General features: G+C 64.8%; 7 protein-coding genes. 1 reads left to right on the forward strand and 6 read right to left on the reverse strand.

Annotated elements, in window-relative coordinates; all coding sequences use genetic code 11:
• Positions 1–81 precede the first annotated feature (81 nt).
• Positions 82–858 (reverse strand): glycosyltransferase family 25 protein, encoded by a 777-nt coding sequence (locus tag VW23_RS18115; protein WP_069910951.1) that lies wholly within the window; start codon positions 856–858, stop codon positions 82–84.
• Positions 859–1053: 195 nt separating this feature from the next.
• Here VW23_RS18115 and VW23_RS29055 point away from each other — a divergent pair, with 195 nt between their 5' ends.
• On the forward strand, positions 1054–1839 hold the full coding sequence (locus tag VW23_RS29055) for a lysozyme inhibitor LprI family protein (RefSeq protein ID WP_069910952.1): 786 nt from the start codon (positions 1054–1056) through the stop codon (positions 1837–1839).
• A 232-nt stretch (positions 1840–2071) separates the two neighbouring features.
• Here the strand turns inward: VW23_RS29055 and VW23_RS18125 are convergent, their stop codons facing one another.
• The 5 genes from VW23_RS18125 to VW23_RS18145 form a co-directional block, all read right to left on the reverse strand.
• Complete coding sequence (locus VW23_RS18125) at positions 2072–3376, reverse strand: GH1 family beta-glucosidase (RefSeq protein ID WP_069910953.1); 1305 nt, start codon at positions 3374–3376, stop codon at positions 2072–2074.
• A 137-nt stretch (positions 3377–3513) separates the two neighbouring features.
• Positions 3514–3954 (reverse strand): GNAT family N-acetyltransferase, encoded by a 441-nt coding sequence (locus VW23_RS18130; RefSeq protein ID WP_201788070.1) that lies wholly within the window; start codon positions 3952–3954, stop codon positions 3514–3516.
• A 3-nt stretch (positions 3955–3957) separates the two neighbouring features.
• Positions 3958–5037 carry an Mrp/NBP35 family ATP-binding protein gene (locus VW23_RS18135; protein WP_069910954.1) on the reverse strand — a complete coding sequence of 360 codons (1080 nt, stop codon included), beginning with the start codon at positions 5035–5037 and terminating at the stop codon, positions 3958–3960.
• Positions 5038–5194: 157 nt separating this feature from the next.
• Positions 5195–5848, reverse strand: a complete 654-nt coding sequence (gene fsa / locus VW23_RS18140) for a fructose-6-phosphate aldolase (protein WP_069910955.1) — start codon at positions 5846–5848, stop codon at positions 5195–5197.
• Positions 5849–5940: 92 nt separating this feature from the next.
• Positions 5941–7125 (reverse strand): amino acid aminotransferase, encoded by a 1185-nt coding sequence (locus tag VW23_RS18145; protein WP_069910956.1) that lies wholly within the window; start codon positions 7123–7125, stop codon positions 5941–5943.
• Between the last annotated feature and the right edge of the window lie 40 nt (positions 7126–7165).

Genomic DNA, 7165 nt, shown 5'->3' on the forward strand with positions numbered 1-7165 from the left:
GTGCTGACTGCACCACCCCCTCCCCTCAATCCCTCCCCTCAAGGGGGAGGGAAGCCAGGACTGAGAGATCGCGCCTCCTACCTAGCGGCGGAACGTCAGGACGCGGCGCTCGAGCCGCCCCTGCAGCAGTGGCAGCACGAGACTGACGGCGTGCGCGAGTTGCCGCGGGACGGCGCGAAGCTCGTTGAGCACACTCTGCAGCCCGCCACGGCTCGACTGGCGTTTGCCGCGGATGTCGGAGGGAACGATAACCTGTTCCTGCTCGCAAATGGCCGGCTCCAGCACAAAGGGCGCCAAGCGATCGAACAGGGCCGAGCGGCCGGGGTTGAACATCATCTGGTCGATCGGGTCATCAACCGAGGTGGTGGCATCGAGCAGCATGCGGGCGCCGGCCGCGGAAACGACATAGCCGGCCGTACCGGCGCACTTGCCGTAGAAGCGGGCAACGCGCCGACTGTGAGCCGGCCATGTCTCGCGGTCCATGAACATCGGGCGATGGCGGCCATAGCGTTCGAGCTTGACGACATCGGCGCCCGGCGGAATCCAGCCGGTGTCGGCGAAGAACTGCGCACAATCGTCGGCCAGGATGGCGTCGTCTTCCAGCACGACTGCATAGGCCTCACCCGAAGCGAGGAAGCGGCGCCAGAACGTCCTGTGGCTCAGCGTACAGGCGAGGTCGCCCCTGGAGATGCGGCCATGGAGGCCGGAGCGCACTTCGATCTCGGCGAATTCCGCGGCGTCGGTATGGGCGTCGACGGCGTCGATGTAGTCGAACACCAGGCCCAGCCGGTCGGCCTGCTGCTGCATGAACGCCCGGCGGTCGGGGCGGCGCGCGAGATTGATCACGTAGACATGCATCGGGCACCGCAGAATGGCCAGGATTAGCGTGCTGCTTCTTGGCCAATACCAGTGGCTATGGCAAGCGCCGTAGGCGGCAGTTCAGGCTTCGTTGAGAACGCACGGAGAGTTGCTTCGTCGGATGACGCCAAAAACGCTAGTGTCTTTAACAACTTACATTCGGCAGGTGAAATTATGCGCGCATTTCTGAGCCTCATGAGCCTCATGTTTCTGCTGCTGGTCGCCTCTCCCTTACAGGCGGCGAGCTTCGATTGCAGCAAGGCGGCAGCAGCCGATGAAGTGGCGGTGTGCCGCGATGGCGTGACCTCGGCGCTCGACAGCGAGATGGCGGGGCTGTTCTACGCCTACGACAAAGTGCCGATGTTCATGGGCGCCAACGGTGCCCGGCACGACGACGCCGAGGCGTTCCTCGCCGACCGCGGCAAATGCGGTGCCGACATCACCTGCCTCCGCCGGGTGTACGCCGAGCGGATCGCGGCGCTGAAGACGGAACTGGGCGCATCGATGCAGCAGTTCTCGGACCTGCAGAACCAGGTGCCGCCGGTGACGGCGCCGATCCCCGAGGGTGTGGAGACGCTGATATCGGGCTATGCCGAACAGTGCACCAAGCTGGGTGGCACGCTGAATGCCGGTGGCGACCGGCCGGGGCTGCTGAGCGCCGATCTCGATGGCGACGGGATCGCCGATTACGTGATCAACTCACAGCCGCTGCAGTGCAGCAATTCGGCGACGGCGTTCTGCGGCAATGGCGGCTGCGCCGTGCAGATCGCGGTGTCGTCGGAGAAGTTCGCCGAGCCGATCGAGGCGCTGGGCGGCATGCCGACGCTGGTGCAGGCGGAGACCGGCACCACGGCGCGCCTGTGGGTCGACAGCACCAATTGCCCCAAGGCGACCGCGGCCGACGCCTGCTGGGCCACCTACGCCTGGGTGGGTGGCAAACACACGGTGACCTACGCGGCGGAGCCGGCGCCGGCGATGTAGGGGGCGGGTCGCTCGTCGCTACGCTCCGATCGCGCGACCTGACGGTTGCGATACCCCTCATCCGGCGCTTCGCGCCACCTTCTCCCTCACGGGAGAAGGTCGGCCTTGACTGAGATTTCTGCCGCGGACCGCCTTCTCCCCTTGAGGGAGAAGGTGCCCGAAGGGCGGATGAGGGGTCGGCGAAACGAAGTGCAGCCCGATCCGAGCGGAGCGAGGAGCGAAGAGCCGCCAATCACCGCGTGTTGTGGAGCATGCCCTGGAAGGCGCGGTAGCTGGCCTTGGGGGTTCGCACCTGCGTCTCGTAGTCGACGTGCACGATGCCGAAGCGCGAGGTGTAGCCTTGCGACCATTCGTAATTGTCGAGCAGCGACCAGGCGAAAAAGCCCCTGACATCGGCTCCCTGCCCCTGCGCGTTGGCGACGGCGCGGAGGTGATCGTCGTAGTACTTCACCCGGCGCTCGTCGTTGGTCTCGCTCATACCCGTTTCGGTGACATAGAGCGGCAGCTTGGTGTAGTCGCGGTTGACGCGAACCAGCAGGTCCTCGAGCCCCTGGGGGTAGATTTCCCAGCCGAGATCGCTGGTTTCGAGATCGCCGGAGCGGCGCTCGGCGCCGAACAACCCGTTGGGACCGGCGGCGTAGAGGCCGCGGGTATAGTAGTTGATGCCGAGCCAGTCGAGCGGACGGGAGACGACTTCCATGTCCTTCTCGAAGCCCTCTGGCAGGTACTCAGCCAGCCGGCTGGTGAGCGCCTCGGGGTAACGGCCCTTGAATACGCCATCGAGATACCAGCGGTTGAACAGCGCATCGCCGAGGTTCTGCGCTTCGAGGTCTTCCCGCTTGTCGGAGGCGGCTTCGGTCTTTTCGAGGTTCAGCACGATGCCGAGATTCTTGACGCTCTCGGCGCGCAGCGCATCGATGGCCGTACCATGGGCGAACAGCACATGGTGCATGGCGCGCGAAGCGGCGCGAAGATCGCGATAACCGGGCGCATGAATGCCAAGGAAATGGCTGAGGAAGGCAACGCACCACGGCTCGTTGATGGTGGCGGTGGCGTGCAGGCGATCGCCGAAGTGGTGCCCCACCACGGCCGCGTATTCGGCGAACCAGCTGGCGATATCGCGGTTCATCCAGCCGCCCTTGTCCTGCAACGGGCTCGGCAGATCCCAGTGATAGAGCGTGGCGTAGGGCTTGATGCCGCGCTCGAGCATGCCGTCGATCAGCCGATCGTAGAACTCGAGCCCTTTGGGGTTCACTGCGCCAATCCCCTCGGGGATGAGGCGCGGCCAGGCGAAGGAGAAGCGATAGGCGTCGAAGCCGCCATCGCGGATCAGGTCCAGATCGCCGGGCCAGCGGTTGTAGTGGTCGCAGGCGATGGCGCCGGTATCGAGGTTCTTCACATTGCCGGGGGTGCTTGAAAACGTGTCCCAGATCGAGGTGCCGCGGCCATCGGTCTGGCCGCCCTCGATCTGATAGGCGGCAGTGGCGGCGCCGAACGTGAAATTCGGGCCGAGCTCGTCACGCGAAATCGAAAACACTTCTCACTCCTCAACAGGGCGGCGCTCATGCGCTCGTTGTGGTCGTTCCGGGACGACGATTCTCGACGTTCACGGATCAATGTAATCGATTGCATAACAGTGCGAAGCGGAGATGTCATCCCAGGCGCGGGTGGGGGTCAGCTTGCGCCGGCACCAGAAGGCCACCTGAGGAAGATCAGCTCCGGATCGCCCTCGTCGAGGTGCTCGAACAGGCCGGTCTGCGCGAAACCGAGTTGCGGCAGCAGGGCGCGCATCGGCGTGTTGGACTCGTTGGTCGAGGTCCAGAGCTTCTCAGCTGGCGGGGTGAGGCTGACGCAGTGTTCGATGAGGGCGCGGCCGATGCCGGTGCGGCGGAAGGCGGCGCCGACCATCAGCATTTCGATGAAGGGCGAGCGGAAGAAGCTGCGGGTGAGCGCGACATAGCCAGCGACCGCGCCATCGCGTTCGGCGAGGTGGCATTGGCCCAGCGCGATCCACTCGGCGATGGCCTCACGGCGGTCGGCGCTGTGCGTAGCGACGTGGTCGATGGCGATCAGCGCGTCGATGTCAGCTGCGGTGGCGAGCCGAAGCGACAGCATGGCTCAGGGTTTCAGCTGCGGGCTGGCGGCGAGAATAGTGCGGACGATGGCGCGGAAGGCCTGGGCCTCGGCGCCATCGGGATCGGTGGCGACGACCGGACGGCCGGCATCGGAGCTTTCGCGGATCGACATCACCAGCGGGATTTCGCCTAGGAACGGGATGTCGAAGGTGCTTGCAGCGGTTTTCGCCCCGCCATGGCCGAAGATATCGTAGCGCTTCCCCGTGTCCGGGGCGACGAAGTAGCTCATATTCTCGATGAGGCCGAGGATCGGCACGTCGGTGCGGAGCAGCATATCCATCGCCTTCTTGGCGTCGATCAGCGCCAGGTCCTGGGGCGTCGAGACAATGACGGCGCCGAGCAGCGGCACCTGCTGGACCAGCGAGATCTGGATATCGCCGGTACCGGGCGGCAGGTCGACGACCAGCACGTCGAGCCCGCCCCAGTCGCTCTCGCGCAACAGCTGCCGCAGTGCCGAAGTGGCCATCGGGCCGCGCCACACCACTGCCTGGTTGGCAGTGAGCATCGAGCCGATCGACATCGCCTTTAGGCCATAGGCCTCGTGCGGAGCGAAGATGCCGTCGTCGCGGACGGCTGGCTTGCCCTCGAGTCCCAGGAGCTTTGGGATCGACGGGCCGTAGAGATCGGCATCGAGGATGCCAGTGCGCAAACCTTCGGCGGCAAAGCCGAGCGCCAGGTTGACCGCCACGGTGGATTTGCCGACGCCGCCCTTGCCGGAGCCGACGGCGACGATGTGGCGGACGCCAGGCACAGCCTCGCGCGGCGGCGGGCCGGGACGGCCCTGCGCCTTGGCCTGGCCGGTTGCGGCCTGGGCGCGGTCAGAGGTCAGCGACACCATGACCTTGCGACCCTCGGCGACCTTTTCGGCCGCCGCCTGGGCGGCGACGCGGGCTGGACCGAAGGCGGCTTCCATACCCGGCGCGACAGAGATGGCAAAGGCCACGGCGCCGGTGGTGACGATGATCTCGCTCAAGCCGCCATAGCCTGCCAGTTCACCGCCACCGGGGATTTCGACGGAAGCGAGCGCGTTGCGGACGGCGGTGGCGATGAGTTCATTGGCCATGGGGGGAAGCCTTGCCTGAATTTCCCCGCTGTCACCGGGTCATTCCCGCGAAAGCGGGAACCTCTGTTTGCAGTGGATGCGGCGCGCTCCGAAACGGAGGTTCCCGCTTTCGCGGGAATGACTCCGAGTGTGTGGCGCGCGCCCTGCCTTCAAACGATCAAAGGATCGACTGGCCCGTCGACTTCCAGTCTTTGACGAACTGCTCGAGGCCCGACTTGGTCAGCGGGTGATCGGCCAGCTTGTAGATCACCGCCGGCGGGATGGTGGCGACGTCGGCGCCAGCCAGAGCCACCTCGGTGATGTGGTTCGGGGTGCGGATCGAGGCCGCGAGGATCTCGGTGGCGAACGAGTAGTTGTCGTAGATGGTGCGGATATTCTCGATCAGCTCGACGCCGTCGGCGTTGATGTCATCGAGACGGCCGATGAACGGCGAGATGTAGGTGGCGCCGACCTTGGCCGCGAGCAGCGCCTGGTTGGGCGAGAAGCAGAGCGTGACGTTGGTCTTGATGCCTTCCTTAGAGAAGGTCTTGGTGGCCTTCAGCCCATCGATGGTCAGCGGCAGCTTCACGACGACGTTCTCGGCGAGCTTGGCCAGCACATGGCCCTCGGCGATCATGCCGTCATAGTCGGTGGCGGCGACTTCAGCCGACACGGGACCGGGAACGATCGAGCAGATCTCCTTGATCACGTCCTTGAACTGGCGGCCGGATTTGGCGATCAGCGAGGGATTCGTCGTCACCCCGTCCAGCAGGCCGGTTTCATAGAGATCGCGGATGTCCTTGATCTCGGCGGTATCGACGAAGAACTTCATTTCGTTCCCCTCCAAGGGAGATGGTTAGCTGCTCTTTAGGTAGTCACAAACGGCAGTCGAGACAACGTCTCAGCAAAAAGCCAAGACGGGGCTCAGCGGATAGCGGCGAGCATCTTGTCGGCCAGTTCGCCGATCCGATCCTCGGGGATTCCCGCGACGTTGATGCGACTGTCGTTGATCATGTAGACGCCGTCGTCGAGCTTGAGCTTGGTGACGACATCCTCAGGCAGGCCGAGCAGCGAGAACATGCCGGTGTGCTCGGCGATGAAATCGAAATCCTTCGAGTTCGAGCGCTGCCGGATGGCGTCGGCCAGTTTGACGCGCAGGCGCTTCATCCGTTCCCGCATCTCGGTGAGTTCGGCTTCCCACTCGGCGCGCAGGTCCTTGTCCTCGAGAATGACGCGGACGATTTCCGCGCCATGGTCGGGGGTCTGCGAAATGGTGGCGCGGATGACGTTCTGCATCTGCGAGGAGACGACGTCGGCGCTATCGGAGTCCCTGGCGATGGCAATGGCGACGCCAGCGCGCTCGCGGTAGAGACCGAAATTCTTCGACGCCGAGAAGGCGACCATCGACTCGGGCACCGAGGAGACGACCTTGCGCACGCCATAGGCGTCGGCTTCGAGCCCATCGCCGAAGCCGAGATAGGCGAGATCGACCAGCGGGAAGGCGCCGGTGCGCTTCAGGCTCTCGACCACCTCGTCCCACTGCGCATTGGTGAGGCTGGCGCCGGTCGGGTTGTGGCAGCAGCCGTGCAGCAAGACGATATCGTCGGAGGTGAGGGTGTCGAGCGCCGCCAGCATGGCCGGGAAATCGACGATGCGGGTCTTGTGGTCGAAATACGGATAGTAGACCGGGGTCAGGCCGGCGAGTTCAGCCATCGGCCAGTGGTTCGGCCAGCTCGGATCGGAAATGAAAATGCGGCCCTTGGGACGCGCCCGGCCGAGCACGTTCATCAGGATCGACAGCGCACCGGTACCGCCGGCGCCGTTGACGCAACGGATGCGCTTGTTGTCGACCACGCCGCCCAGCGCCAGGTCGACGATGGCGGCGGAGAATTCCTTGTTGCCGACCACGCCCTTATAGGTCTTGGTCTTGGCGCTATCGAGGATGCGCTGCTCGGCCTTTTTCACCGAACTCATGACGGGCGTGACGCCCTTGGGATCTTTGTCGACGCCGACGCCGAGGTCGATCTTTCCGTCACGGGGATCGGCGGCATACTCGGCCATCAGCACGAAAATCTTGTCGAGCGTGGCCTTCTTCAGGGTCTCAAACATCAGGTCTGTCCGGGGAAAACGAGAGCGTAGTGTTTATAGG

Source organism: Devosia insulae DS-56 (assembly GCF_000970465.2).
GTDB classification, from domain to species: Bacteria; Pseudomonadota; Alphaproteobacteria; order Rhizobiales; family Devosiaceae; genus Devosia_A; species Devosia_A insulae.

What these genes read in the sequence shown, in the direction of transcription:
- VW23_RS18130 (WP_201788070.1), bottom strand. Translation starts at nt 3,954, where the DNA reads ATGCTGTCGCTTCGGCTCGCCACCGCAGCTGACATCGACGCGCTGATC.
- VW23_RS29055 (WP_069910952.1), top strand. Translation starts at nt 1,054, where the DNA reads ATGAGCCTCATGTTTCTGCTGCTGGTCGCCTCTCCCTTACAGGCGGCG.
- fsa (WP_069910955.1), bottom strand. Translation starts at nt 5,848, where the DNA reads ATGAAGTTCTTCGTCGATACCGCCGAGATCAAGGACATCCGCGATCTC.
- VW23_RS18115 (WP_069910951.1), bottom strand. Translation starts at nt 858, where the DNA reads ATGCATGTCTACGTGATCAATCTCGCGCGCCGCCCCGACCGCCGGGCG.
- VW23_RS18135 (WP_069910954.1), bottom strand. Translation starts at nt 5,037, where the DNA reads ATGGCCAATGAACTCATCGCCACCGCCGTCCGCAACGCGCTCGCTTCC.
- VW23_RS18145 (WP_069910956.1), bottom strand. Translation starts at nt 7,125, where the DNA reads ATGTTTGAGACCCTGAAGAAGGCCACGCTCGACAAGATTTTCGTGCTG.